The following is a 23,899-nucleotide window of genomic DNA, read 5'->3' on the forward strand; positions in this document are numbered from 1 at the left end:
AGGTTCCTGCTTTCGAGGTGCGTGGATCAGTTTTCGCCAGTGTCCTGCAAACGCATCAGTTCTCGTCTGACCATGCTGGCGTATGGCGCCGGTTGCAGTTGGTAAAGCTGTGACGCCACCCAGTTCAGCCAGGCTCCTTGCAGAATGGTCTTCTGCCCGAACAGCCGCCGCGCTTCGTCTTGAGCGCTGGCCAGGTTCTGCTCGTGGAAATCGGCGCGGGTCAGGGTCATCACTCGCTGGCCTTGAAGGTCACCAGCTCGCCTTTGCGCCACTTGGCCGCTTTGGCCGTCACGGCCTTGAGGGTCTTGGTCAGGCCTTCCTGCAACTGTTGATGGGCGGCGAACACCATCACCACGCTGTGACCTTCCTTGAACACGATTCCCTGACCGTCGGCCGTCGTCACGAAGGCGTAGTCGCCTATTCCGTAAACCGTCAGCTTGATGTCGCGGAACTTGATGTCCAGCTTGCCGCCTTCGCGACTGGGCAGCACGGACGCGCTGAAATGGTCGCCGACCTTGAGCTTGAGTCCGGGCTTGTCGTCCACCACCAGGGCTGATTCGGTGTCGATTTCGGCAATGTAGATGCCTTCGGCGTTCTGTTCGGTGATGTAAACGAAACGAGACTGAAACTGCTTGACCAGCTTTGCGCGCAAATCACCCAGCACAAACAAGGCATGCATATCGAGATTACTTACTGCCAAGGAAACATCCCCACATCTGAATAATGGTGCCGTGCGCGAAAAATGAACGCACAGCCAAAAAAGCGGCAATGCCGAAGGTGTAGCCAAAGAACCCGGGTTGAGAGTCCTGAATGAGCAGTGCACTCATTCATCACGAAGCTTGAGAAGACTACTGGAACGTCACTCGCGTCGTCCTGACTGGTGTTCGCCACAGACTGAAGGAAAACGCCCTTCCTGCTGCCGGAAAATTATGGACTATCAACTTCGGGGAAAAATCTCATCAAGAAAAAAACTTTTCCTACATATCGTCCGCAAAAAATTGCTTTAGATAAACATCATTCACCCACCAGTAGGGGTGATTCTAGAGCAGCGATGCTCTTGGAGACTAGCCAAAACGACGTACATACGTCGGTAAAACAATGAAAAGGACTTCATATGTGCACGCTGACACACTTTGCCTATCCCTTGGTGCCTGATTCGGAAACAGCACCGGCCCCGCACCCGACAAGGCTCGCCCTACATGAACCAGCTCCCGATGCCTCGGCCCGCCCACGATTTCAAGTGGTTATGGCGGGCATTGCCTTCTTTCACATCAAGGATATTTCTACAGGCAGTGTAAGAGGTTTCCGAGCCAATCATAACGAAGCCTGTGCCCTCGCCCGGCTCCTCGAATCACACGGTTGACAGGCCCACCGCGCTCGCCTCTATCGACGTTTCGTCTGCCCGCCGACTTATCTCAGCCGTCGACGGGCAACTGCTGCCATACTGCCCGCCCAATAAAACGGATCCGCAGAAAATCGGGTTGCGTTGACAACAACAATGTTTTTCCAAGGGAAGTCTGCAACGTGACGGAATTTGATATCGGCGAGTTTTTCATCCGGGGTGAAGCCAGAGAAGTCGAGGGTGAATTCCAGGCCGTGATTGTCATGCGCGCCAAACCACCGCTCAAGACCGTGACCTATCACCAGGTCGAAAAGGATCGCTGGTTCAAAACCCCGGATGTCGCCGCCATGGCGGCCCAGGAATCGGCCCGGGAACTCAAGGCCGCGGTCGATGCGGGCGCATTGAAAGCCTGATGATCGGGTTGGCGGTCTATGCTCATGGTTGCACTTGAACATCGTGATCGAACTCCACCGCTGCGGCGCCCTCGAATCCTGGGTGCGCCTCGTCCCTCGACCCGACTGATGACCTGCAAGGAGATGAAGATGGAATCACCGACCCATGACTTGAAAGGCCTGTTCGACCAGCTTGGCCTGGACTCCAGCCAGAAAGCGATCGACGACTTCATTGCCGGCCATTTCCTGCCTGACGACAAGAAACTCATCGACGCCGACTTCTGGTCACCGCAACAGGCCGGCTTCCTCAAGGAACAACTTCGCGAAGACGCAGACTGGGCGCGGGTGGTCGACGACCTGAACCTGCGCATGCACCAGACCCACTGACAACCTCAATGCAGGCTGCCAGGACTTTCGGCGTTCAATTGTGCCAGCCAGGCGGCCCTGCACTCCTCCGCTTCGTCGCGACTGGAGTACGCCGTGCCCCGGCGCTCGCCATTGAGTAACACGACCCAGCAAACCTTGCGTCCCATGGAGCGAAGGTTGGCAGGTACCCCGCTGCCGATCATGACCGCGACATCAACTTTGCCTTGCATGCTGCCCCCCTCCGAACTTAATTAGCAACCTAATTAGTAGGCATGTTAATTAGTTTTCCGGCGAGGAAACAGCAACACCCTGCACAGGTTAATTGCAGAATTCGTAACAGTCGCCCGGCAGCCTTGTTTTTTAGCGCGGCTTTTCCGGCTTGTAGCCCAGGCGTAAACCACCCCAATGCCGGCCCTTGAGCATGATCGGTACCGAAAGATCGTGCATCAACTCGCCGGTATCACGGGTATAGGTTTGCAGTAGCACGGCCTTCTGATGGCTGCCACAGCGGATCCCGGTGCGGTCAGCGAACTTGCGTTTGGTCCGGTTCTGCAAGGCATCGACCTGCGCATCTCCCGTCAACGGCTGGCTGAACAGCTTGTTGTGGGTCGGCACATACCCCTGTTGGGTGCAGGCGATGGCGAACACCAATCCTTCATGACGCGGTAACAACGGCTCTTGAATCGCTGGCAATACCTGATCGGTGTAGCGGTCGAAACGTGTCTGGTACTTGGTCGGGCTGGTATTGGGGATGACCTGGTAATTGCGGTCGAACAGATCGTCGATGCTGATTCGACCGGCATCGATATCCGCTTCGAAACGCGCTGCAATCTGGCTCGCGGCTTCCCGGGCCAGGTCATAGATGCGCTGGTGATAGTCATCCAGCCCCACTTCGGCAAGACGCTCGCTGATGGTTTCGGCTTGCCCTTCCATTTGCACCGCCGCCTGGGCCAGGCGCTGTGTCTGCTGGTCGCTGACCACCAGATCGCTGCGCATCTGTCCGATGGCGTGAAACAGACTGTCGAGTTGCAAACGGTTGATGTCTGCCCCTTGGGCGATTTCCCCGACCTGGGACTCGACGCTGGCCGCCAGTCGGGCAATGTTCTCCAGGTGCTGGCCCGTGCGCTCGACCTGCTCGACGCCGGAGTCAAGGTCGCTGGACAGTTGGCGGATCTGCTCCACCACCTGCGCCGTGCGATGCTGGATGTCGGCCACCATTTCGCCCACCTCCCCCGTAGCGGTCGCCGTGCGTGCGGCGAGCCCGCGTACCTCGTCGGCCACCACGGCAAACCCGCGACCGTGCTCCCCCGCCCGCGCCGCTTCTATCGCGGCGTTCAACGCCAACAGATTGGTCTGGCTGGCGATGGACTGAATCACCAGGGTCACCCTCTGGATATCATCGCTGCGCAGGCTCAAGGCTTCGATCAGTTCACGACTGTTGCTGGCGCGCTGGCTGAGCTGATGCATGCGCGCGATGGACTCGATCAATTCCGTACGCCCGACCACTCCGCTTTGATGCGCCTCGCTGGCGGCACTGAGCGCCTGGCGACTGAGGGTCGAGGTGGCCTGTTCGGTGGTGATCATGACCTCGGCATTGCTGACGATCTGTGCCGCCGCCGTGAGCTGCGATTGCAGTTTGTCCGCCAGTTGCCGAACCGAAAACGCCACGCCGGCGGCCGACAGTGCGTTATGGCTGGTGGTGCAGGAAAGATCGCGAGCCAACTCGCCGATGGCATCGCGGTTGGCGGGGGCAGCAGCCTCAGGGGTCGCGCGCGCGCGCAGGCGAGGCAGCCAGACAATCAATATGGCCAGGGGCAGGCCAAGGTAGAGCGACCATCCGCCCAGCGTCATGCCACATAACAACAGCATCAGGGCGATGCTTTGCAGCGTTGGCGTCAGCCAGCGGTTTTTCGGCAACAGCACGGGTGCGGGCACTGCCGCAACCAGAGACCCGTCTCTTGTCATCATCGTCACCCCGTAAAGCTTCTAATTGTTGTCTTCGCATTAAACGCCACCATAAAGCCATTATCCATGAGCCTTTAGTCGCGAACGTTGCAGCAGATCAATAGAAGAACCGGGAAATCGAAGACGGCAGAAAACGAAGATCGCAGCCTGCAACAGCGCCCAACTTCAATTGCGTAGGAGCTGCCGCAGGCTGCGATCTTTTCAAGGCAGCCCGGATCAAAGGGGCTGCCTCGCAGAATCAGGCCTGACGCTGGTGCTTGTCGATTTGCTCGTGACGTTCCTGAGCTTCGATGCAGTACTTGGTGGTCGGGCTGATCAGCAGGCGCTTGAGGCCAATCGCCTCGCCGCTGTCGTCGCACCAGCCGAAGCTGTCTTCCTTGATGCGCTCAAGGGCTTGTTCCAACTGAGGCAGCATGCGCTGGTCGCGATCGATCGCATTCACCAGCCAGGTGCGTTCTTCTTCGACCGAGGCCGCGTCTGCCGGATCGGCCGGGGTGTCCAGGCTTTCGATGGCGATGCGGTTCTGCTCGATGCGCTCATGGGTTTCGACTTTCATGTTCTGCAACAGCTCGGAGAAAAAAGCATGTTGCTCGGCATTCATGTAGTCATCCGCCGGCATGGCCAGCAACTTGTCCTTTGTCATTGATATCTCTATAAAAAAACGTGCATTAAGGCGAATAAGGGAGCGTTCCGGCAGACCTGGGCAGGCCATCGGAAAGGCGCCGTTTGTTCCAAGCGCCACCCGGCACTCAATTTACGAGGGGCGGCAGTCTACGGCCGACTTGAGGCCTCAGCAACCGAAAAGACTGCGAATTTGTCCGACAAAGCCCTGAAAATGCTCTAAGGCAGGCTTTGAGGCGGTAATCGGAGTGCGTTTATAGCAAGAAATTCAATCGAGCGGCTGTATATAGAAGACAAACGGCTGGCACCGGGCATTATTCACGGTCATTTGCAGGGCCGCGAACCTCAGCTAAGGTTGTCCCTCCCGAAATGGCCATATAAAGGAAAGGACCATGAAGCTGATCGGTATGCTGGACTCGCCCTATGTCAGGCGCGCCGCCATTTCTGCCAAATGCCTGGGAATCGCGCTGGAACACCGACCGGTCTCGGTGTTCCGCCACTTCGAACAATTCCAGCAGATCAACCCGGTGGTCAAGGCGCCCACCCTGGTGCTGGATGACGGTGAGGTGTTGATAGACTCGACACTGATCATCGACTATCTGGAAACCCTGGCCGGCAACAGCCTGATGCCCGTCGAACCGGGTCAGCGCCTGCGCGCGTTGCGCCTGATCGGCCTGGCCCTGGCCGCCAGCGAAAAATCCGTTCAGCTTTACTACGAGCGCAACCTGCGGCCTGAGGATATTCAATTCGAGCCCTGGGTGCAGCGGGTCGAAGGACAACTGACGGCAGCCTATTCGGCGCTGGAGCGGGAGCTGGAAAAGCAGCCGCTGAAGACTGACGGTGCGATTGGGCAGGACGGCATCACCCTGGCAGTGGCCTGGAGCTTCACCAACCTGGTGGTGCCGGACCAGGTGAGTGCGGCGCGGTTTCCGCGGATCGCCGCATTCACGACGTATGCCGAGGGGCTTGAGGTGTTTGTCAGTACGCCGATTGACTGACGGATTCACTTTGCCTGTTCTGCCGTCATCGCGAGCAAGCTCGCTCCCACAGTAATTTTCGTCGTACGCGAGCTTTGTGTTCGACAACAATCCGTTGTGGGAGCGAGCTTGCTCGCGATGGCGTCGTGTCAGTCAACACATGAATTGCCTGTCAGCCCGCTATCGCGGGCTAGATGAAAGTTAATTTATTAAGTCGCGGGCAATTCTTGGCAAAATGCTCGCAACTTCGTATTGAACTGCTTATCAGGCCAGCCCTATGACCCGCATCTTGACCATCGAAGACGACGCCGTGACCGCCCGGGAAATTGTCGCTGAACTGAGTAGCCACGGCCTCGACGTCGACTGGGTCGACAATGGCCGCGAAGGGCTGGAACGTGCGGTCAACGGCAACTATGACCTGATCACCCTCGACCGCATGTTGCCCGAGCTCGATGGCCTGGCGATTGTCACCACGCTGCGGACCATGGGCGTGGCCACGCCGATCCTGATGATCAGCGCACTGTCCGACGTCGATGAGCGCGTACGCGGCCTGCGCGCCGGCGGCGACGACTACCTGACCAAACCCTTCGCCACCGATGAAATGGCCGCCCGGGTCGAAGTCCTGCTGCGTCGGCAGAACACCGTGACCGCCCAGGCCACCACGCTGCGGGTGGCGGATCTGGAGCTGAACCTGATCAGCCACGAAGCCAGCCGCGACGGTCAACTGCTGACGCTATTGCCCACCGAATACAAACTGCTGGAATTCCTGATGCGCAATACCGGGCAAATCCTCTCGCGGATGATGATTTTCGAAGAGGTCTGGGGTTACCACTTCGACCCCGGCACCAACCTGATCGACGTCCACATCGGCCGTCTGCGCAAAAAGATCGACCCGCCTGGCAATGCCCCACTGATTCGGACCGTGCGAGGCTCGGGTTATGTCATTGCCGAACCCGTCTAAAGGCTGGCGTTCTTCCAGCAGCCGTCTGCTGGCGCTCTACAGTTCGCTGTTCGTGATCTGGAGCGGGATCCTCATGGGGGTCATGTACTACGAGGTTTCCGCTTACCTGGACAACCTGGCCAAGCATTCGCTGATGCAACGCCAGCACCTGTTTTCGCGCTTCTCCGGCGAGCAACTGGTGGACGCCCTCGCCGTGAGTATGACCTTCGACATCCGCGGCATCGACGCCTACGGCCTGTTCGATGCTCAACACCGCTACCTCAGCGGCGCCTTGCGCTACATTCCGGACGGCTTGCCGCTCGATGGCAAGATCCACATGCTGCTCGATTGCGATGCCTCCGACGACAGCGACGAACAGACGCTGCCCGCCGACAGTTGCGACGCCGTGGCGACCCGCACCCTCGACGGCCGCTGGCTGGTGCTGGTACGCGACAACGGATCGTTGTTCGCCGTGACCCGGATCATCCTTCACGCCTTGTTCTGGGGTATGACCCTGACCATCGTGCCGGGCATCGTTGGCTGGTATTTGCTGCGCCGCCGGCCGTTGCGGCGCATTCGCGGGATTCAGGCCAGTGCCGAAGCCATTGTCGCCGGCGACCTGAGCCGGCGCTTGCCACTGTCCAATCGGCGTGACGAACTGGACATGCTCGCCGCCATCGTCAACGCCATGCTCGAACGCATCGAGCGCTTGATGAACGAGGTCAAGGGCGTGTGCGACAACATCGCCCATGACCTGCGCACGCCCCTGACCCGTCTGCGCGCGCAGCTATACCGCATGCAACAGCAAGCCGGCGAAGGCTCGCCGCAGGCCATGCAACTGGACCTGGTACTGGCCGAGGCCGATACGCTGATGGCGCGTTTCCGTGGCTTGCTGAGGATCTCCGAACTGGAAGACCGCCAGCGTCGCTCCGGATTCGTGCAAGTGGACCCGGTGGCGCTGCTGCAAGAACTGCATGAGTTCTACCTGCCCCTGGCGGAAGACGACGACCTGGTGTTCCAGTTGCACCTGCCCGCGTCATTGCCGCCCCTCCATGGCGACCGCGCACTGATGTTCGAAGCGGTGGCGAACCTGCTCAGTAACTCGATCAAATTCACCCCGCCCGGCGGCGCGGTGATCCTGCGCGGGGTCAATGACGGCGGGCACACACGAATCGAAGTGCTCGACTCCGGCCCGGGCATTCCCGAGGCGGAACGTGAAGCGGTGTTCCAGCGTTTCTATCGCGCCGAAGCGGGCAATCACAAAAGCGGCTTCGGGCTGGGGCTGTCCATCGTCGCGGCGATTGTCAGCCTGCACGGGTTTACCCTGGAGGTGGGCAATAGCGAACTGGGTGGCGCGCGGCTGGTGCTTGATTGTCGGGAGAGTCTGATTCCGCAGGCCTGATAAAAATCTGCCTGAGCGGACACAGTACCTGTGGGAGCGAGCTTGCTCGCTCCCACAGGGGCAAGCGCTCGACTACCACCGCGCCATCGCCGGTTTCCAGCCGGCGTACCCGCCCACCTTCACTGAGCTCGCTCTTGGGAATGAACGGAATCCAGTCCGGCAGCGAGTTGAAACCGCCAATCAATTGCCAGACCTGATCGGCCGATGCCGGGACCTCGATCGTTGATGATGCAGTTGCCAGGTCGGGGGCTCTCTCAAAGTTTTTGGGGCTCAGATGGCCAGGCTGTCGACGACACCGCCGTCGACCCGCAAGGCGGCACCGGTGGTGGCCGAGGATAACGGCGAAGCGATGTAGGCCACCAGATTGGCGACTTCCTCGACATCCGCCACGCGCTGGATGATCGATGTCGGCCGGGCCTTGCGCACGAACGCATCGGCTTCGTCCCGGGCGCTGCGTCCGGACTCGGCCGTGGCGTCCTTGAGCATGTCTTCCAGGCCATTGGTAAAGGTCGGGCCGGGCAGGATCGCATTGACCGTCACGCCGGTGCCGGCCAGGCGTTTGGCCAGGCCATGGGACACCGCCAGGTTGGCGCTTTTGGTCACGCCATAGTTGATCATGTCCGCCGGGGTCGCCACGCCGGATTCCGAAGACAGGAAGATCACCCGCCCCCAGCCCTGCTTGACCATGTCCGGCGTGTAATGCCGGGACAGGCGCACGCCGGAGATCACGTTGACCTCGTAGAAGCGCGTCCACTCACTGTCCGGGGCGTCGAAGAAATCCACGGTGTTGAAGATCCCGAGGTTGTTCACCAGGATGTCCGCCCGCGGTTCGGCGACGAACAGTTTTTCGGCGCCCTGAACGGTGCCGAGGTCAGCGGTCACCCCACGCAATTGCGCAGCAGGAAAACGCTGGCGAATGCTCGCCATTGCCTGCTCGACCTTGGCCGTGTCGCGGCCGACCACCACCACGGTGGCGCCAGCCTCGGCCAGTGCCTTGCTGATGCCCAGGCCGATGCCGGCAGTGCTGCCGCTGACAATTGCGAGTTTTCCGCTCAAATCAATTTTCATGTTCAAGCTCCAGCAAAGGGTAAGGCAGTACGCTCGGACACAGCGCGAAAAGGTCGGAAAGAGTGTAGCCGCCGCTCGGAACAAGGGGCAGTTCACTCGTCTCGAAGGGTGTTTTACGGCTGTCAGAGCTACTTCATGAAAGCTACGGTCGCTTGCGCCGTTGCTTACGTGTACGCCAGAGTCCGCCGACTTGTGCGCACTCAGTACCGAATCGAGCCGCAATGCCCTGCTGGGCATTGTGCAGGTAATCATGCTGGATGAACTGGCGGTGAACCGGGCACTGGATCAGCTTGATTCGCCTCAGTAGCTTGGCCTGCACCCTCGCCATTGTGCTGTGAAAGCGGTCAATGGTCTGCAACGGAACTCAACGATAGCGATCCGGCAAAACACTCGTCGCACTGGAAAATTGCACAGCACATGGCGGCGCCACTATCGGGGCATTGATCGCCTGCAGGAACACCGGCTCGGAGTCGCGCAGGTACACCGGCATGTCGGTCACCGGTGGCATGGCCGGAATCTCGAAGTACATCTGCACCACCCAGCCACGGTGATAGCTGGCGTGGTTGACCACGTGCATCAGCATCGCGCCGGCGCTCATGGTGCCGCTTTCACCCGAGACAAAGGTGAATTCCAGGGGCTTGTCCAGGGAGGCATCGGTTTGCCGGGCGCTCCAGTCGCAGTACCAGCGATCGATGGCTTTTTGCGCCATGCGCAGTTCGGACAGGTCGGCATGCAGCAGGTCGTGCGAGGTCTTGAAGCCATGTCCCCGGCCTTCGAGGTGCGCCTGCCAGATGCAATCGACCACGTAGACGTGATTAAGGATGCCGATCATGTTTTTGAACACCGACACCCGTTCTTTTTTGACTTCGCCCGGAGGGAGCGCCGCGAGGCTGTCAAAGAGGCGCTGATTGGCCCAGCGTTTGTAATCGGCCAGCAGGCAGGCAGTGCGTACGGTGATCATCAGAGTTCTCCGATGGCGGTAAGCGCACCCCCTAGCATAGACCCGATGGCCGCCCGGCAGTGCCAGCCCTGATCATCGGTCGTCCAGGCGTTTCACCACGTGTTCGGCGAGTGCCAGGCAACTGGTCAGCCCCGGTGATTCGATGCCGAACAGATTGACCAGCCCCGGCACCCCATGTTCGGCGCGAGCGCTGATGAGAAAGTCGGCAGCCGGCTCAGTCGGCCCGCTGATTTTCGGGCGAATGCCGCTGTAGGCCGGTTGCAGGCTGTTGTCCGGCAAACCCGGCCAATAGCGGCGGATCGCCTGATAGAAGCCCTCGGCCCTGTGAGGCTCGACGCGGTAATCGATGTGCTCGACCCATTCGACATCCGGGCCGAAGCGCGCCTGCCCGCCAAGGTCCAGGGTCATGTGCACACCCAGTCCGGCGCTCTCCGGGGCCGGATACACGAGGTGGAGAAACGGCGCCCGGCCACTGAAGCTGAAATAACTGCCCTTGCACAGATACGCCCGGGGAATGAATTGCCCAGGCAGCCCGACGATGCTGCTCGCCACCTCGGGAGCGGACAGCCCCGCGCAGTTGATCAATTCGCGGCAGCACAGCGTCATGGGTTGGTTGCCGCCCATGTGCAGCTCGAAACCCCGTTCGATGCAACGGGCCGACAGCAACGGCGTGTGCAAGGCCAGCGTGGCGCCGAGCCTCTGGGCATCGCCCTGGAGCGCCAGCATCAGCCCGTGGGAGTCGACGATGCCGGTCGACGGCGACCACAGCGCCGCGACGCAGGACAACGCCGGTTCAAGCTCCCGGGCCTGCGGGCCATCGAGCCATTGCAGGTCATCGACACCATTGACACGCCCCTGCTGCAACAGACGCTGCAAAGCCGCGCGCTGCTGCTCGTCGGTGGCCACGATCAGCTTGCCCACGCGCCGGTAATCGACACCGTGCTCATCGCAATAGGCGTAGAGACGCTGCTTGCCCTCCACGCACAACCGCGCCTTGAGGCTGCCGCCCGGGTAATAGATGCCGGCGTGAATCACTTCCGAGTTACGCGAACTGATGCCCGTGCCGATACCCCCTCCGGCCTCTACCACCAGCACTTCCCGCCCGCTCCTGGCCAGCGCCCTGGCCACCGCCAGCCCGACCACGCCGGCCCCGACTACCACGCTTTGAATATCGACGTTCAACGACCTTGCCTCCCTCTCAGCCCGTTCCTCGCTAATGCCAGGGAACTCTCGGCGACCGTCACGCATCCTAAACTATGTGGTACTTCCCTTATGCTTCATGCTGTCGGAGGACACCGTCATGCGCCGGATGTTTATCATTTCTTCCCTGGTACTTTGTTTACCCTTCGGCTCGGCTCTAGCCAAAGTGGATGCGGGTGACGTCGCCACTTCCGCCGGGGTTTCCGCTTCGCTGTACTCAACGTTCAAAGACCACAAACTGATGATTCCCGCCCGGGATGACGCTTCCAGCTTCGTCGCCAGTGGCGGTGCGATTCGTGGTGCCTATCTGGAGGCGGTGTTGAAAAAAATCCGTCAGGACAATCCCGCCCTCAACAACGCAAGCGACGAAGACCTGGCCCGCGCCATTCTCGTCCAGGAGGGCGTTGCCACCGATCACTGAAGATCGTCATCGCCAGCGGTGGGGCTTGTGACACCGGGATAGCGTTTCCAGCCCTACCTGGCGTGCGTGCCAGTGGACAAACGTGCCCACCCGGCCACGAGTTGCGCGTTGATACTCACCCCGCCGCACACCACGATCACCACGTCATTGGCATCGGCAATCGCCGGGTGATCCAGGTAGGCAATCGCCAACGAAACCCCGCACGCCGGTTCGACCAGCTGACGCAAATCATTGGCGTAACGCACCACGCCCATGATCGCCTCATCATCGCTGAGCACCACGCACTCATGGGAAAAATCGCCGATGTGCCTGACCGGCCAGGCGGCCACTTGCGCGGCGCCCAGGGACGTGGCGACCGTGTCGATTTTCGCCAGTTTGACCGGGTGCCCGGCCGCCACCGCCGCGGCGAACGACGCCGCGCCTTCCGTTTCGCAGGCTACGATGCGGCAATCGGTGTGCCGATGACGAATCAGGCCGGTGAGCAGCCCCGCCAGCAAGCCACCACCGCCCACCGATGTCACCAGCACATCCACTGGCGGGCAGTCTTCAAGGATTTCATCGACCATGGTGCTGTGCCCTTCCCACAACAGCGGGTGGTCGAAGGCCGGCACAAATTCACTGCGTGGGTCCTGGGCGAGTTCCCGGGCCCGTTGATTGGCTTCGTCCCAGACCTTGCCGTGGACGATCACCTCGGCGCCGGTATTGCTGATCCGCGCCCGGGTGCTTTGCGCGGTGGTATTCGGCACCACGATGCATGCCTTGAGCCCCAGGCATGCAGCGGCCATGGCCGTGGCCAGTCCCGCGTTACCGCCGGAGGGACAGACCACCTTGCGCTTGCCCTGCTGCGCCGCCCGGCTGCACAGCAAGCCGATGCCGCGTATTTTGAACGAGCCGCCAGGTTGCAGGTTTTCCAGTTTCAGCCAGATTCGGCGGGTCGGGGTCGAGAGGCCAGGGTGCAGGATCAAAGGCGTGCGGATGTGAAGCATATAGGCTCCTGTTTCACGCCACCGGCTCGCCGAACAGATCAACGAGCCAGCGGTGAACGGTCCTCTCATGCAAGTTTAGTTCACGCGGCCTCGGGGCGACCGTCTCAGCGGCCTGGCGCAGGTGCAGGCCGCGATCTTTTACCCATGGAAACTCGAAGGCCAATGAACGATCAAAAGATCGCAGCCTACGGCAGCTCCTACGTAAGCCAATTCGTGGAGGCACCATGAAAATCTCGGTCAAACTGGCGTTTTTCGCCGTCGTCAGCACCCTCGCCTACCTCACCCTGGCGATCTGGGGGCTGGGTGGTTTCGCAGCCTTTTTCAGCCACGGCTCACTGGTTGTCGTTGCCCTGGCCACCCTGATCATGGCCGTCGCATCACTGTTCACCGAGGTCAACCTGAGTTCAGGGGAACGCGAAGACCGGGACAACCGCTGGGTCATCCCGGCCTTCGGCGTGATCGGGTTGCTGAGCGGTTTTCTGCCGGCCTATACCGACCGCATCGATTTCTGGACCTTTGGCGGCGAAGGCGTGCGCTGGCTCGGCGCACTGTTGTTCATCGTCGGCGGCGCGCTGCGGTTGTGGCCGGTGTTTGTGCTGGGCAAGCGCTTCAGTGGGCTGGTGGCCATTCAGCCGGGGCACCGACTGGTCACCGAGGGGATCTACCGCAACCTGCGCAACCCCAGTTATCTGGGGATGATGGTCATCGGCATGGGTTGGGCGCTGGCCTTTCGTTCGGGGGTCGGGCTGATATTGGTGGCGCTGACGCTGATCCCGCTGATCGCGCGCATTCACTCGGAAGAAGCCTTGCTCAGGGCGCAGTTCGGCAGTGAGTACGAGGCCTATTGCGCCCGCAGCTGGCGGTTGATCCCTAAAATTTACTGAAGCGTCGATCACAAAAAGTGCAGGCAACACATTAAAAGTGTGGGAGCGGGCTTGCTCGCTCCCACAGGGGAATGTTTCGTTCACAAAAGCTGCAAACGAATCAGACCGCCGGCATCCACGCTCGCGACAACCATGTCATAACCCGCCAACGTCCCATGCAACGTCTCGATCGGCTGCTCATGGGTCGCCGTGACAATCATCAAGTCCGCCCCCGCCGCCTCGGCCGCCAGAATCCCCACGCTAGCGTCTTCAAAAACCAGGCACTGCCCAGGCTCGACACCCAGGCGCCGGGCCGCGAGGCGGTAACCGGCGGGGTCCGGTTTGCCGGCGGTCACATCCTCGGCGGTGATCATGACGGCAGGCTCGGGAATCCCTGCCGCCGCCAACCGCCGCAACGCCAGTTCCCGAGGGGCGGAAGTGACGATCGCCCACTGGCTGAGGGGCAAGGACCGCAAGAATTTCGCCGCGCCTGCCACTTCCAATACCCCGTCGACGTCGACGATTTCCGCTTCGGTAATCCAGGCGGCTTCGACCTCGGCATCCACACCGGGCAAGCCCAGGCGCCTGATGGTGTCGATGGCGCGGGCACCGTGAATGGTCGGCAGGAAGGTCTCGACATCGACACCATGGCGCACGGCCCAGGTGGTCCAGACCCGCTCGGCGGCGGCGATGGACGTCAGGACGGTGCCGTCCATGTCGAACAGAAAGGCACGGTAGGTCGAGTTGAAAACAGAGTGATCGGACAAGGAAAGGAGCCTCGCAGGTGCCGGACGGATTTGCCCGGCAATGTAGCATCTGCGCGCAGGTCAGTTGAGTCGTTTGGACTTGAAGGTCTGGCCCACGCAATCGAGCAACCCGCCAATCATCCAGGGTTTCTTGATGAAAGAGACCTCGTGCCGCACGCCTGCGCTTTCAGGGGTTTCGAAACCGGACATGATCATGATCGGCTTCTCCGGCCACCGATCACCGAACTGGTTGGCCAGGTCCGCGCCGTTGAGCCTGCCGGGCATGGTGATGTCTGTCAGCAGCATGTGCACTTGCGGCGCATGCTGCTCCAGATAGATCGCTGCCGCGTCCGCACTGATTTGCGGTTCGACGACAAAACCTTCCTCCTGAAGAATCTCGCAGAGAAACTCCAGGATCAGTGGGTCGTCCTCAACCACCAGAATCAACCCGCCAGGAAGATCCCCACCCGCCGTCGGTACTCGACTCATGACCGTGCCGCTCCCTGATTGCCTCAATGATTTCGCGGGTACTAATCCGCCACCTAAAAGGTATGAGCAGCGGACTCGACGGAAATTCATTTTTGATACAGCGGATCGACAATAGGAAAAACCACAGGGTTTGTGTTGCCTTTGATTATTGCGACATGGCGTCTTTGCTCATGCCGTCCCTGGACATGGCGTCTTTTTTCATCGCGTCCTTGGACATTGCATCCTTGGACATACTGTCTTTGGACATTGCGTCCCTGGACATCGAATCGGTCTTCTTCATTGCATCCTTGGACATGGCGTCCTTGGACATCGAATCCTTGCTCATGTTGTCGTTGCTCATGGTGTCAGCAGCGAACACAGAGGCGGCACCAACGGCCAGGCACATGGACAGAACAACAGTGGTCAACTTTTTCATGATTAAACTCCTTGGAGCGTGGGTTGTGGGGTGTGAAATAGCCAGGCACCCGTCAGCTGCCACCGAACCAGTTGTAGCCCTGGTCTTCCCAGTAGCCGCCGCTGTAGGTATTGCTGACGAAAATCGCCTGAATGTGTTTGGGGTTCTTGTAGCCAAGCTTGGTGGGCATGCGCAGCTTCATCGGGAAGCCGTATTCTCGCGGCAGCACTGCGCCGTCCCAAGTCAGTGCCAGCAGGGTCTGCGCGTGCAGCGCGGTGGCCATGTCGATGCTGGTGTAGTAGTCGTCGGCGCATTTGAAACCGACATATTTGGCGTCGGTGTCGGCGCCGATGCGCTTGAGGAAATCGCTGAAGCGCACGCCACCCCAACGCCCGATCGCGCTCCAGCCTTCGACACAAATGTGCCGGGTGATCTGCTCGGTCTGGGCCATGGCCCGCAGTTCTTCGAGGCGCCAGCTGCGCTTGTCGGCGACCAGGCCGGTGACTTCCAGGCGATAGTCCTCCTCATGCACCGTCGGCGCCTCGTCGATGCCGTAGAAGGCATTGAAGGGAAACGGCCGGGTGATCATCGATTCGGGATAGGTGGGCGCCATCGCGTTGGGGTTGAACAGCCAGCCCTGCACCCGGTCGTTGAAGCGCGACATGGTTGAAAGCGCGGTCTCGACGCTGTCGTTGTCGGTGATATTGCAACCGGACAACATCGCTACGCCGCCTAGGGTCAGGCCGCGCAACAGGAACGAGCGGCGCGAGTGGTCTTCGATCTGCGGGGCGAGGATCTTGCGGGCGTCGGTGAGGATCGACGCCTCGTCCAGTCCGGGTACCTGAATGCGCTTTTTCATACCTGCTCCTTGCGGCCGACGATCATGGCCAACAGCGTTTTCGGAACCAGTGCGACCATCACCAGATGCACCGCCACAAAGGCCACCAACAGAGCCATGGCGAAGAAGTGCACACGGCGTGCGCCTTCGTATCCCCACAGCAACTCACGCAACAGCGGGAACTGCACCGACTTCCACAGCACCAGCCCGGAGAACACCAGCAGGAGGATGTCGACCATCACGAACAGGTACGCAACACGCTGCACCTGGTTGTAATGTGAGAGGTCGGCATGGCTCAGTTTTCCGCGTAATGCGGCCCCGAGGTCATGCAGCACAGCTTTGGGCGAGACCGGGAAGAAACGCCGCTTCAGGCGTCCGCTGAACAGGTTGAATGCCAGGTAGATCAAGCCGTTGATCGCCAGGAACCACATCGCCGCGAAATGCCATTGCAGCGCACCACCCAGCCAGCCGCCGAGGGTGATCGACTTGGGAAAGCTGAAGTCGTAGATCGGCGAGGCGTTGTAGATGCGCCAGCCGCTGGTGACCATTACCAGCACCGCCAGGGCGTTGAGCCAATGGGTCAGGCGTAGCCAGCGTGGATGAGTGGACTTGGGTGAAGCAGTGGTCTGCGACATGTCCGGCTCCGGATTGTTGTTGTTCGTTGGGGCCGAGTATGGGAGCCGGAAGATCGCCAAATCCTCACGTAAAGTTAAATTAAACGTGATAACTCGCATCCGAATGCCCCCCCGCTCCCACAAGGTTTTGTGTGGTCCGCCCATTGCGCAATTATGGTTAAATGCCGCCCCCACAAATGATCGACACGACCCGATGAACCCTGAAGCCCTCGCCACCCTCAACCAGCACCTGCTGACCGCCCTGGCAGCCGCCCCCGCGGAAACCCGCCGCCTGTTTCACGGCCGTGGCCGCTGCTGGCCGGGGCTGGAGCAAGTGACCGTGGACTGGTTGCAGGGCGTGGTGCTGGTGGCGCTGTTCAAGGAGCCGGAAGCGGCGCAACTGGAAGACCTGAAGCAGGTGCTGATGGCGATCACCCAGTCTGAGCAGTGGGCAAAATCCGGCGCCCATACCCTGTTGCTGCAACACCGCTACCTGCTGCAAAGCACCACCGAGTGGCTGCTCGGGGACGTCATCGAGGAAATGACCATCACCGAAGGCGGGTTGAAGTACCGGGTAGATTTGGGCCGCAAGCAGAACACCGGGCTGTTCCTCGACATGCGCTACGGCCGCGATTGGGTCCGCGCCAATGCCGAGGGCAAGCGGGTATTGAACCTGTTCGCCTACACCTGCGGTTTCTCGGTGGCGGCCATCGAAGGCGGTGCGAGCCACGTGGTCAACCTCGACATGTCGAGCCCGGCCTTGAACCGTGGCCGCGACAACCACCGGCTCAACGGCCACGACATGAGCAAGGTCGGTTTCCTCGGCCACGACCTGTTCAAATCCTGGGGCAAGGTGATCGGCAAGGGGCCGTACGACCTGGTGATCATCGACCCGCCGTCGTTCCAGAAAGGCAGCTTCCTGCTGACCAAGGACTACCAGCGCGTACTGCGTCGGTTGCCGGAATTGCTCAGCCCTCAAGGTACCGTGCTGGCGTGCATGAACGACCCGGCGTTTGGCGCCGACTTCCTGATCGAGGGCGTGACCCGCGAAGCGCCGAGCCTGCGGTTTGAGCAGCGTCTGGAGAACCCGCCGGAGTTTCCGGATGCTGATGTGGAGTGTGGGTTGAAGGCGTTGGTGTTCAAGCTGCAGAGCTGAAAGATCGCAGCCTGCGGCAGCTCCTACGGGCCTGTGCATTCCCCTGTAGGAGCTGGCGAAGCCTGCGATCTTTTTGACTTGGATCTCAACGCGGCCGCAACACCAGCGCAAACAACTCGCCATGCCCGTTCACGTTGAGCTTGTGATAGAGATTGCGCCGATGCACCTTCACCGTTTCCGGGGAGATGCCCATTTGCTGGGCGATGGCCTTGCTGGAGAAGCCCTGGAGAATCAGGCGCGCGGTTTCGATTTCCCGCAGGGTCAGGCGTGCGTCGAAGCGATCGAGCAAGGTCGCCAGATCGCCGGCCGGTAGTTCGGCGGCCGGCCCTTCCGGTGGCAGCAAATCCAGGTGTCGGCGCATCGCCGCCAGCACCCAGTCACGCACGCACAGCAGGCGGCCCTGCTCTTCGAGGCTGAAGCGTGTCGCACGCCCCAGGGACAGGCCAAGCACGGCACCATCGACGTTGACCATGAACTGCAACTCGTCGCCACCGACTACGGTGCTGAAGTAACTCAGGTAGTACTCGCTGTGCTGGAACTGGTCGGGGGCCACCGATTCGAGGCTGTGCAAACCGTCGGCGATCCCCGCACAGGCGGCTTGATAGAACGGGTCGAGCAGGTACATGCCGGCGCGGTAGTCCGCCAGTTCTTCATGTTCTTCGGTGGTGCCCTTGGCATCGAAGTCAATCAGCAGGCGCGGCACATGCCCCGGGCGCATCAGCGCCACCAGCGCGTTATCCAGCGGCACCAGCAAGCGCAGGGTATCGACCAGCGCGCGCCAGAAGCCGTCCCGCCCCACCGCCGTGAAGACCCGCGCCAGCCCCTGGTGCACCGGTAACTCTTTCAACAACGCGTCCACGCACTACCCCTTTTGAGTAACCCATGATGGGAATGGGTGAAAGCCACCCCGGTCGATACGCTGCAAACTCCTGATTACCACCGGCCGCAACAGGCCAGGAGTGCCGCATCATGAGTCGTCACCGCTTGTATTTCAATCTGGGGTTTGGCGCCTGTCTGGCGGTTTCGCTGTCGGCTTTTGCGGTCGAAGCCCCGACGGTGCACGTGTACAACTGGTACGACTACATCGGCCCGACCACCTTGCAGGACTTCAAGCGTGACACCGGGATTGCGCCGGTCTACGACACCTTCGACAGCGCCGAAGTGCTGGAAGGCAAGTTGCTCACCAGCCGCAGCGGCTACGACGTGGTGGTGGCCAGCAACTTCAGCTTGCCCACGCTGATCAAGGCCGGCGCCCTCGCCCCTCTGCCCCGTGCGCAGATGCCGGACTTCAAGAACATGGACACCGAACTGCTGGCGAAACTGGCCAACAACGATCCGGGCAACCAGTACGCCGTACCCTATCTGTGGGGCACCAACGGCATCGGCTACAACATCGACAAAGTCCGCGCAGCCCTGGGTGACAAGGCGCCGGTGGATTCCTGGGACCTGGTGTTCAAGGAAGAGAACCTGGCCAAGCTCGGCGAATGCGGCGTGGCCATGCTCGACTCGCCGTCGGAGATGCTGCCGGTCGCCCTGCACTACCTCGGCCTGCCGCCCAACAGTACCAACCCCGAGGACTACAAGAAGGCCGAAGCACTGCTGCTGAAACTGCGCCCGCACATTGCCTACTTCAACTCATCGAAATTCATCAGCGACCTGTCCAACGGCAACATCTGCGTGGCGGTGGGCTGGTCCGGCGCGATGCTCGAAGCCAAGAGCACCGCCGAACAGGCCGGCAACGGCGTGAAGATCGCCTACAGCCTGCCCAAGGAAGGCGCGCCGGTGTGGTTCGACACCCTGGTGTTGCTCAAGGACGCACCGCACCCGGAACAAGGCATGGCCTTCATCGACTACCTGATGCGCGCCGAGGTCATCGCCCCGGTCAGCGACCACCTCAACTACCCCAACGGCAACCGCAGCGCGACCACACTGGTGGCCGAGGCAACCCGCAGCAACCCGGCCGTCTATCCGCCCGCCGAAGCCATGGCCACCTTGTTCACCCTCCAACCCCTGCCGCCGGCTACAGAGCGCGTGCGCACGCGGATCTGGAGCAAGGTCAAGAACGGTCAGTAGGAGCTGCCGAAGGCTGCGATCTTTTGATCTTGAAAGATTGCGGATCGACAAAAACAAAAAATCAAAAGATCGCAGCCTTCGGCAGCTCCTACAGGTGTTGACCGCATTTTTCTGCCAAAAATTGAAAATGAGAAAACCCATGAAACCACGCGCCCGCGACCTCAACATCCAGTTCGGCCAACTGCAACCCGGTCCGCTCAATGCCATCACCGACGTCCCTGGCGTACGGGTCGGCCACAGCGATGTACGAGGCCGCACCGTCAATGGCCGCGACATCCTCACCGGCGTCACCGTCATCGAACCCCGCGCCGGTTCCACCAGCCAGCAACCCTGCTTTGCCGGTGTGCATGTGCTCAACGGCAATGGCGATGCCACGGGGCTGGAGTGGATTCGCGAGGCCGGCTTGCTGACCAGCCCCATCGCCTTCACCAACACCCACAGCCTGGGCGTGGTGCGCGACGCACTGATCGTGCTCGACCGCGAGCAGCAACCGGATGACGGGCGCCTGTACTGGAACATGCCGGTGGTGCTGGAAACCTTCGATGGCTTGCTCAACGACATCAACGGCTTTCACGTCAAGCCGGAACACGTGGCCCAGGCCGTGCATTCGGCGGTGGGCGGCCCGGTGGCCGAAGGCAATGTCGGCGGTGGCAGCGGCATGATCTGCCACGAATTCAAAGGCGGTATCGGCACCGCGTCGCGCCGCTTGAACAGCGCCCAGGGCGGCTGGACAGTCGGCGCAATTGTCCAGGCCAACCATGGTATTCGCAATGAATTGCGCGTCGATGGCTACCCGGTCGGGCGCTACATGGAACAGGTCGATTCGCCATTCCTCAAGGCCTCGCTGCCCCATCCGGGCATGGGTTCGATCGTGGTCTGCCTGGCCACCGATGCGCCGTTGTTGCCACATCAGTGCACCCGTCTGGCTCAACGCGCCAGCCTCGGCCTGGCCCGCACCGGCGGCGGCAATGAAGACCACAGCGGCGACATCTTCATCGCCTTCGCCACCGGTAACGATCACGTGCCACCGGCCGCCTACGAGAGCAAGAAAGCGTCGACCACTCACAACCTGAGCATGGTCAACAACGACCACATCAGCGAGCTGTTCCTGGCCGCCACCGAAGCCGTGGAAGAAGCCATCATCAATGCCCTGCTCGCCGCCAAAACGGCCGAAGGCAACGGACATGGGGTGCAAGGGCTGGATGCCGAGACCTTGCTCAAGGCATTGCGCCGCGCCGGCTGGCCGGGGGACACGACTAGCGGTACTTGAGTAAAACACTAGGTCTTTTTAGGATGAACTTACGCAGCCGCCTGTTTGTGCAAGCCGCTGCGTAGGTGGTGAGTGCACTGAACCCCTACCAAGCTCACCGCTTGTTTCACGCGCATCTTGAGCCTCACGGCTCCACTTCCTCCCCATCAAGAGCTTTGAGGCTCTTTTTTAACCTCCGAAAACCATCTTCCTATCAATACATCTCCAATGTGGGAGCGGGCTTGCTCGCGAAGGCGTCGTGCCAGTCGCCATGAATGTTGGCTGACACACCGCTTTCGCGAGCAAGCCCGTTCCTACAGGGGAAAGTCATTGTGTTTCGGTGGTGCACAACGACCGCCACGCCGCCTCCGCCAGCATGTCCCGATAGGCCTTCGGGCTGCCCTTGACCCGGCCCGACAACCAGGCGCGGCAGTAACTGTCTGCCTGGCCGACGATCAGCGACGGGATCAGCTCCGCCGGAAAACGCCCCAGCTCATTACCCTGCGCGCCCAGCCACTCCAGCAACTGCTTGTTGCGCGTCTTGTTGCGGGAAGCGAGTTCGTCCTTGAACGGCCCCTTGGTGACGGCAAACCGTGCGTGGTACTGGAACCGCGCCCACTCCGGCTGGCTATCGACCCAGTCCACATAGCTGTGCACCAGCGCATGCACCCCGGCTTGAGCGGTGTGTGCGTCAGCCAGGTAGCTGTCACGCAAGCGGGCCTGATCATCGAGGGCAGTAAAAAACAGCGCCGCCACCAGGCCTTCCTTGTTGCCGAAATGGTGATAGATCGCGCCGACGCTGGTATCGCATTCGGCGCGGATCATTTCGATGGTGGTGGCCTCGATCCCCTGTTCGTTGAACAGGCCCAGGGCCTTTCTGAAGATGTCGCGCTTGAGTTCGGCGCGTCGTCCGGGGTAGCAGCGTTCGAGCAGATCGGCGGTTTCCATGCGCAAGGACAGTCCGGAAGAGTCATGGGTGGAGGCTGGCGGTGGCCAGCAAACAAGTGGCGCTAGGTTGACAGATTTCCCTTCGACAGAATACTGTTCCGTCACAGAACATTCTTCTGTTAAAGAATATTATTCTGCAACCGTCATCCTCAAGAGGCAAAAAAATGAGTCAGTTCCTCAGCATGTTCAACAGCGCAGGCCCGCAAGCATTCAGCAAAATGGCCTGCCAGGTGGCGCCCTACTTCTCCACCATCAACCCGTTGGTCAAGGATTTGCGCAAAGGCAGCGCCACCGTTCACGTGCCGTTTGCCCGGGAGATCACCAATCATTTGGGTACGGTGCATGCGATTGCCATGTGCAACGCCGCCGAACTGGCCGCCGGGATGATGACCGACGTTTCCATTCCCGCCGGCGCACGCTGGATTCCCAAAGGCATGACCGTGGAATACCTGGCCAAGGCCAAGAGCGATGTGACGGCGGTGGCCGAAGGGGAGACGGTGGACTGGACCACCGAAGGCGACAAGATCGTGCCGGTGGATATTCACGACGCCGAGGGCAAGAAGGTGTTCACGGCGCGGATAACCATGAATGTGAAGCTGGCCTAAACGCTGACCGCGGTTAAATGTGGGAGCGGGCTTGCTCGCTCCCACAGGGGGATTTGTGGTGTTTAGGAGAGTACGGTCAGACCAGGCGCAATCGAGGTCCGCTAGCCGGCACCGCATCGTCCCCCAACCGCCCACGCACAAATTCATTGGCCTTGCGCGTCAACTGGTCCAGATGCCGGTCGCGTTGTTTTTCCGCGTCGGTCATGGCCCGCTTGCCATGCTTTTGCAGCAGGTAGGTATGAATCTGTCGCACCTCCAGCGAACTGTAGATCGACGCCACATCCAGCAGTGCCATCAAGCCATCGGTGGCGTGGTCGCGGGTGTTCATCAACACTTGGGTCGCACGCACGCCCACCACCTCAAAACCCATCGCCTCGAAATACGGCACCTTGGCCACCGCACAGGTCAGCTCGGCATGGGGATAGCGACCGACCACTTCCCGCAGCATCCGCCGGGCCACGCCCTGGCGCCGATACTCGGCCTGCACCGCCATGTACGCCACGCCGCAGGCCTCGGGGTCACCCTGCACCGGCAGGTACAGCACAAAGCCCGTCACCGTTTGCGGATCGTCTTCGTCGGTGGCGACAATCAACTCCACGGCAATGCCTTTTTCACCGTTCAGCGCCTCCAGATACAGGTGCACCTCATAGCCGATCGCGTATTGGTAGAGGTTGTACAGCAGGTTGCTGGGCGGGATCGCGACCATGCTGATGTCGGTCAGGTTGTCGACCACCATCTGCAGGATCTGGCTATTGATGTGCTCGGGGCACGGGGTCTTGAAGTGGCTGATCAGGGGCATTGCGGTGACAGGCTCCGGGAGGCGAGGACCGCCTATCATAGCGCGCCTGGCACCTGTGGTCCGAAGGGTGATGGACAGACATCCCCCATTGACGGCCCATGCGCATCGCCGGCGGACGCCTGGCTGCGTTTTCGAGGCTGACAACAGTGACTCCGGCACACATTGTGCTGGATGAACGTGCCTCTTCGCGATCAGGCCCGCTCCCTCAGGGGACTGCGGTTTTGCCCACTCCTCGATCTTCTGTGGGAGCTCGCCTGCTCGTGAAAGCGCCCACCACCACTCCGGACCGGGGTATGAGTGGGGGGAAATGGGTGGGTCAAAGCCCCCAACTTTGAGGATTCCCACCCATTGCATCTTTAGGACCAAAGTCCAAAACGCCAGTCTTTTGATATCAAACAGTTTTTTGTCTTCCCCCGGGCCTCCCGGAGATTGGCGCACCTCTTGCAGCGAGCCAATGGCCAACATCAGCCACACCGGCGCGCCC

The 23,899-nt window shown here is 60.8% G+C and carries 29 protein-coding genes and 2 pseudogenes; 13 read left to right on the top strand and 18 right to left on the bottom strand.

Translation table 11 applies throughout. The annotated features are described in order from the left end of the window. Positions 1-26: 26 nt before the first annotated feature. Together AB4O40_RS06515 and AB4O40_RS06520 are read right to left on the bottom strand one after the other, a co-directional pair. Complete coding sequence (locus AB4O40_RS06515) at positions 27-230, bottom strand: hypothetical protein (protein WP_056723908.1); 204 nt, start codon at positions 228-230, stop codon at positions 27-29. Next, positions 230-700 (bottom strand): hypothetical protein, encoded by a 471-nt coding sequence (locus tag AB4O40_RS06520; protein WP_007986246.1) that lies wholly within the window; start codon positions 698-700, stop codon positions 230-232. Before AB4O40_RS06520 ends, AB4O40_RS06515 begins: the two co-directional genes overlap by 1 nt. 414 nt (positions 701-1,114) lie before the next feature. Between AB4O40_RS06520 and AB4O40_RS06525 the strand changes: the two genes are divergently transcribed. From AB4O40_RS06525 to AB4O40_RS06535, 3 genes are all read left to right on the top strand, one after another. Next, complete coding sequence (locus AB4O40_RS06525; RefSeq protein ID WP_223541952.1) at positions 1,115-1,363, top strand: hypothetical protein; 249 nt, start codon at positions 1,115-1,117, stop codon at positions 1,361-1,363. 161 nt (positions 1,364-1,524) lie between these two features. Further along, complete coding sequence (locus AB4O40_RS06530; RefSeq protein WP_056723906.1) at positions 1,525-1,755, top strand: hypothetical protein; 231 nt, start codon at positions 1,525-1,527, stop codon at positions 1,753-1,755. Between the two features lie 129 nt (positions 1,756-1,884). Then, entirely contained in the window at positions 1,885-2,121 is a 237-nt protein-coding gene (locus tag AB4O40_RS06535) for a DUF2789 domain-containing protein (RefSeq protein ID WP_056723903.1), read from the top strand. Positions 2,122-2,126: 5 nt separating this feature from the next. On the opposite strand, the gene AB4O40_RS06540 is transcribed toward AB4O40_RS06535, so the two are convergent. The 3 genes from AB4O40_RS06540 to AB4O40_RS06550 all read right to left on the bottom strand — a co-directional run bounded on the left by AB4O40_RS06540 (position 2,127) and on the right by AB4O40_RS06550 (position 4,708). Further along, positions 2,127-2,330 carry a hypothetical protein gene (locus tag AB4O40_RS06540; RefSeq protein WP_056723901.1) on the bottom strand — a complete coding sequence of 68 codons (204 nt, stop codon included), beginning with the start codon at positions 2,328-2,330 and terminating at the stop codon, positions 2,127-2,129. A 130-nt stretch (positions 2,331-2,460) separates the two neighbouring features. After that, positions 2,461-4,068, bottom strand: a complete 1,608-nt coding sequence (locus AB4O40_RS06545; protein ID WP_409079432.1) for a methyl-accepting chemotaxis protein — start codon at positions 4,066-4,068, stop codon at positions 2,461-2,463. A gap of 235 nt (positions 4,069-4,303) precedes the next feature. Further along, a complete protein-coding gene (locus AB4O40_RS06550) occupies positions 4,304-4,708 on the bottom strand; it encodes a TraR/DksA family transcriptional regulator (protein ID WP_007907888.1) in 405 nt (134 codons plus the stop codon). A gap of 370 nt (positions 4,709-5,078) precedes the next feature. On the opposite strand from AB4O40_RS06550, the gene AB4O40_RS06555 reads away from it, so the two are divergent. The 3 genes from AB4O40_RS06555 to AB4O40_RS06565 all read left to right on the top strand — a co-directional run bounded on the left by AB4O40_RS06555 (position 5,079) and on the right by AB4O40_RS06565 (position 8,005). Continuing rightward, a complete protein-coding gene (locus AB4O40_RS06555) occupies positions 5,079-5,684 on the top strand; it encodes a glutathione S-transferase (RefSeq protein ID WP_409079433.1) in 606 nt (201 codons plus the stop codon). 256 nt (positions 5,685-5,940) lie between these two features. Then, positions 5,941-6,624 carry a response regulator transcription factor gene (locus tag AB4O40_RS06560; protein ID WP_046043625.1) on the top strand — a complete coding sequence of 228 codons (684 nt, stop codon included), beginning with the start codon at positions 5,941-5,943 and terminating at the stop codon, positions 6,622-6,624. Continuing rightward, positions 6,602-8,005 (top strand): sensor histidine kinase, encoded by a 1,404-nt coding sequence (locus AB4O40_RS06565; RefSeq protein ID WP_056723897.1) that lies wholly within the window; start codon positions 6,602-6,604, stop codon positions 8,003-8,005. Before AB4O40_RS06560 ends, AB4O40_RS06565 begins: the two co-directional genes overlap by 23 nt. A gap of 43 nt (positions 8,006-8,048) precedes the next feature. Here AB4O40_RS06565 and AB4O40_RS06570 read toward each other — a convergent pair. Both AB4O40_RS06570 and AB4O40_RS06575 read right to left on the bottom strand, forming a co-directional pair. Further along, positions 8,049-8,246 (bottom strand): annotated as a pseudogene (locus tag AB4O40_RS06570) (SRPBCC family protein); the annotation flags it as partial. 29 nt (positions 8,247-8,275) lie between these two features. Beyond that, a complete protein-coding gene (locus AB4O40_RS06575; RefSeq protein WP_460055350.1) occupies positions 8,276-9,073 on the bottom strand; it encodes an SDR family NAD(P)-dependent oxidoreductase in 798 nt (265 codons plus the stop codon). Positions 9,074-9,284: 211 nt separating this feature from the next. Between AB4O40_RS06575 and AB4O40_RS06580 the strand changes: the two are divergent. After that, positions 9,285-9,380, top strand: a pseudogene (locus AB4O40_RS06580) (DUF6124 family protein); the annotation flags it as partial. A gap of 57 nt (positions 9,381-9,437) precedes the next feature. On the opposite strand, the gene AB4O40_RS06585 reads toward AB4O40_RS06580, so the two are convergent. Then, positions 9,438-10,034: a DinB family protein gene (locus AB4O40_RS06585; RefSeq protein ID WP_056723894.1), complete on the bottom strand. Its 597-nt coding sequence runs from the start codon at positions 10,032-10,034 to the stop codon at positions 9,438-9,440. A 72-nt stretch (positions 10,035-10,106) separates the two neighbouring features. After that, a complete protein-coding gene (locus tag AB4O40_RS06590; protein ID WP_409079436.1) occupies positions 10,107-11,216 on the bottom strand; it encodes an NAD(P)/FAD-dependent oxidoreductase in 1,110 nt (369 codons plus the stop codon). Positions 11,217-11,334: 118 nt separating this feature from the next. Here AB4O40_RS06590 and AB4O40_RS06595 point away from each other — a divergent pair, with 118 nt between their 5' ends. After that, positions 11,335-11,655, top strand: coding sequence for a DUF2388 domain-containing protein (locus tag AB4O40_RS06595; RefSeq protein ID WP_056724010.1), 321 nt, complete (start codon positions 11,335-11,337; stop codon positions 11,653-11,655). A gap of 53 nt (positions 11,656-11,708) precedes the next feature. Here AB4O40_RS06595 and AB4O40_RS06600 read toward each other — a convergent pair whose 3' ends face one another. Beyond that, the gene (locus AB4O40_RS06600; protein WP_056723890.1) at positions 11,709-12,641 is read right to left on the bottom strand and encodes a pyridoxal-phosphate dependent enzyme; all 933 of its coding nucleotides are present in this window, start codon (positions 12,639-12,641) and stop codon (positions 11,709-11,711) included. 224 nt (positions 12,642-12,865) lie between these two features. Between AB4O40_RS06600 and AB4O40_RS06605 the strand changes: the two genes are divergently transcribed. Further along, positions 12,866-13,525, top strand: coding sequence for a methyltransferase family protein (locus AB4O40_RS06605; RefSeq protein ID WP_056723888.1), 660 nt, complete (start codon positions 12,866-12,868; stop codon positions 13,523-13,525). An 80-nt stretch (positions 13,526-13,605) separates the two neighbouring features. On the opposite strand, the gene AB4O40_RS06610 is transcribed toward AB4O40_RS06605, so the two are convergent. The 5 genes from AB4O40_RS06610 to AB4O40_RS06630 all read right to left on the bottom strand — a co-directional run bounded on the left by AB4O40_RS06610 (position 13,606) and on the right by AB4O40_RS06630 (position 16,606). Beyond that, complete coding sequence (locus AB4O40_RS06610; RefSeq protein ID WP_082562936.1) at positions 13,606-14,271, bottom strand: HAD-IA family hydrolase; 666 nt, start codon at positions 14,269-14,271, stop codon at positions 13,606-13,608. A gap of 60 nt (positions 14,272-14,331) precedes the next feature. Beyond that, positions 14,332-14,739 (bottom strand): response regulator, encoded by a 408-nt coding sequence (locus AB4O40_RS06615; protein WP_056723887.1) that lies wholly within the window; start codon positions 14,737-14,739, stop codon positions 14,332-14,334. A gap of 145 nt (positions 14,740-14,884) precedes the next feature. Continuing rightward, complete coding sequence (locus AB4O40_RS06620; RefSeq protein ID WP_460055343.1) at positions 14,885-15,154, bottom strand: pentapeptide MXKDX repeat protein; 270 nt, start codon at positions 15,152-15,154, stop codon at positions 14,885-14,887. Positions 15,155-15,206: 52 nt separating this feature from the next. Continuing rightward, the gene (locus tag AB4O40_RS06625) at positions 15,207-15,992 is read right to left on the bottom strand and encodes a molybdopterin-dependent oxidoreductase (RefSeq protein ID WP_223541945.1); all 786 of its coding nucleotides are present in this window, start codon (positions 15,990-15,992) and stop codon (positions 15,207-15,209) included. Next, complete coding sequence (locus AB4O40_RS06630; RefSeq protein WP_223541944.1) at positions 15,989-16,606, bottom strand: cytochrome b/b6 domain-containing protein; 618 nt, start codon at positions 16,604-16,606, stop codon at positions 15,989-15,991. The genes AB4O40_RS06625 and AB4O40_RS06630 overlap by 4 nt, the downstream gene beginning before the upstream one ends. A 193-nt stretch (positions 16,607-16,799) precedes the next feature. Here AB4O40_RS06630 and AB4O40_RS06635 point away from each other — a divergent pair, with 193 nt between their 5' ends. Beyond that, positions 16,800-17,741 carry a class I SAM-dependent methyltransferase gene (locus AB4O40_RS06635; protein ID WP_056723880.1) on the top strand — a complete coding sequence of 314 codons (942 nt, stop codon included), beginning with the start codon at positions 16,800-16,802 and terminating at the stop codon, positions 17,739-17,741. A gap of 85 nt (positions 17,742-17,826) precedes the next feature. On the opposite strand, the gene AB4O40_RS06640 is transcribed toward AB4O40_RS06635, so the two are convergent. After that, positions 17,827-18,600, bottom strand: a complete 774-nt coding sequence (locus AB4O40_RS06640; RefSeq protein WP_056723878.1) for a helix-turn-helix transcriptional regulator — start codon at positions 18,598-18,600, stop codon at positions 17,827-17,829. A gap of 110 nt (positions 18,601-18,710) precedes the next feature. Here AB4O40_RS06640 and AB4O40_RS06645 point away from each other — a divergent pair, with 110 nt between their 5' ends. Both AB4O40_RS06645 and AB4O40_RS06650 read left to right on the top strand, forming a co-directional pair. Continuing rightward, complete coding sequence (locus AB4O40_RS06645) at positions 18,711-19,814, top strand: extracellular solute-binding protein (RefSeq protein ID WP_056723876.1); 1,104 nt, start codon at positions 18,711-18,713, stop codon at positions 19,812-19,814. A 139-nt stretch (positions 19,815-19,953) separates the two neighbouring features. Next, positions 19,954-21,084: a DmpA family aminopeptidase gene (locus tag AB4O40_RS06650; RefSeq protein WP_056723874.1), complete on the top strand. Its 1,131-nt coding sequence runs from the start codon at positions 19,954-19,956 to the stop codon at positions 21,082-21,084. Between the two features lie 306 nt (positions 21,085-21,390). On the opposite strand, the gene AB4O40_RS06655 is transcribed toward AB4O40_RS06650, so the two are convergent. After that, positions 21,391-22,011, bottom strand: coding sequence for a TetR/AcrR family transcriptional regulator (locus AB4O40_RS06655; RefSeq protein WP_223541943.1), 621 nt, complete (start codon positions 22,009-22,011; stop codon positions 21,391-21,393). Between the two features lie 164 nt (positions 22,012-22,175). Between AB4O40_RS06655 and AB4O40_RS06660 the strand changes: the two genes are divergently transcribed. Continuing rightward, positions 22,176-22,616: a hotdog fold domain-containing protein gene (locus tag AB4O40_RS06660; RefSeq protein WP_056723871.1), complete on the top strand. Its 441-nt coding sequence runs from the start codon at positions 22,176-22,178 to the stop codon at positions 22,614-22,616. Between the two features lie 76 nt (positions 22,617-22,692). Here the strand turns inward: AB4O40_RS06660 and AB4O40_RS06665 are convergent, their stop codons facing one another. After that, complete coding sequence (locus AB4O40_RS06665) at positions 22,693-23,415, bottom strand: GNAT family N-acetyltransferase (RefSeq protein ID WP_223541942.1); 723 nt, start codon at positions 23,413-23,415, stop codon at positions 22,693-22,695. Between the last annotated feature and the right edge of the window lie 484 nt (positions 23,416-23,899).

The organism is Pseudomonas sp. S2_F07 (assembly GCF_054668325.1).